General features: G+C 63.0%; 1 protein-coding gene. It reads left to right on the forward strand.

Annotated features, from left to right (window positions below; all coding sequences use genetic code 11):
- Nucleotides 1-235: glycoside hydrolase family 2 TIM barrel-domain containing protein (locus tag SB775_RS33965; protein ID WP_410865697.1), on the forward strand; the 235-nt coding region annotated here is incomplete at both ends.

The raw sequence follows: 235 nt of genomic DNA on the forward strand, positions 1-235 counted from the left end.
TTCCTGGATCACGCGCTCGACCCTGATCGGTCGGGCAGGATGCTTTACGGAGGCGACTTCGGGGACCCCGCGAATAACGGGCAGACAGTTCTCAACGGTATCGCCGCGTCGGATCTGACCCCGCGGCCCGCGATGTTTGAATTGCGCGGAATCTTCAGTCCCATCTGCGTCGTCTCAGACGCGCAGGCCGCCCACGCGGGTCGGCTCAGGATTCGCAACCGACAGTCCTTTGAGA

Source organism: Peribacillus sp. SIMBA_075 (assembly GCF_046534585.1).